This window comes from Neorhizobium sp. P12A, from assembly GCF_008365395.1.
GTDB lineage: Bacteria > Pseudomonadota > Alphaproteobacteria > Rhizobiales > Rhizobiaceae > Rhizobium.
On sequence record NZ_QOVX01000078.1, the window covers coordinates 1 to 1,017 of the forward strand.

Annotated in this window: 1 protein-coding gene; it reads right to left on the reverse strand. The window is 60.7% G+C overall.

All coding sequences use genetic code 11. From position 1 onward, the window contains the following. Window positions 1-11: 11 nt before the first annotated feature. Window positions 12-1,017: IS630 family transposase (locus DTW90_RS36955; protein ID WP_149345067.1), on the reverse strand; the 1,006-nt coding region annotated here is incomplete at its 5' end.

Genomic DNA, 1,017 nt, shown 5'->3' on the forward strand with positions numbered 1-1,017 from the left:
GGCCACAGAGATTATGACTCTTTGACAGGGTAAGCTTTGCGGAGTTTTTGGCGGGCGTTTTCGGTTGTGAACATCCATTGGATCTTTGCGCCATGGGCGTTGCGTTGCTGCTCCCAGGCTGCGACTTCGTCTATTATGGTGTCTTTGCTGTCGATACGACGGTCGAGGCATTGGCTCCGCAGGACACCGATCTCGATCTCGACCATGTTGAGCCAACTTGCGTGCTTGGGCGTGTGGTGGAACTCCACCCGCTTCAGCACCCTTCGAGCCTCCGGGGCAGGAAATGCATCGTAAAGCGCCCCGGCGGAATGGGTGGAGAGGTTGTCCATCACCACGCGGATGATCGGAGCGTCGGGATAATCGACGTCGACCAGTTCGCGCATGCACTCGGCGAAGTCTTGGTTGGTTCGCCGATCGGTTACCTTCACCCTGCGCCAGGGCCGGTGGGCGTCCATGAAGACAAACAGATTGACCGTGCCGTTTCGGCGATACTCGCAGTCGTAGCGTTCAAGCTGGCCACGCTTGGCCGCAATGGGCTCGCGCACTTCGCCGATGAGTTGGGTCGGGCTCTCGTCGAAGCAGACCACGGGCCTTTGTGGATCAGGCGTTTCTGCGTAGAGGTCGAGAACATCCTCCATGCGCGCGACGTATTCCCCATCGATCTTTGGGATGCACCACATGTCTTTGCGCCAAGGCTTGAGATGGTTCTCAGCCAGCCGGCGACGCACGGTCTCCGAGGACAACTCGTCGTGATCGGTGAGCCGGACCATCTCATCGGCCAGAAGCTCCAGGGTCCAGCGGGTCCGCCCGGGCGGCGGCTTTGAGCAGGCGGTCGCTACCAACAGCGCCTCCTCCTTGCTCGACAGCTTGCGCTCAACACCCGGGCGCGGTTCTTCGCTGAGCGCCCCGTCGAGATTGGCTTCCACAAACCGGCGCTTGGTCCGGTAAATCGTCGATCCACTGACGTTCAAGGTTGCCGCGATCACCTCGTCGCTGAAGCCTTCGTCCGCTGCGACC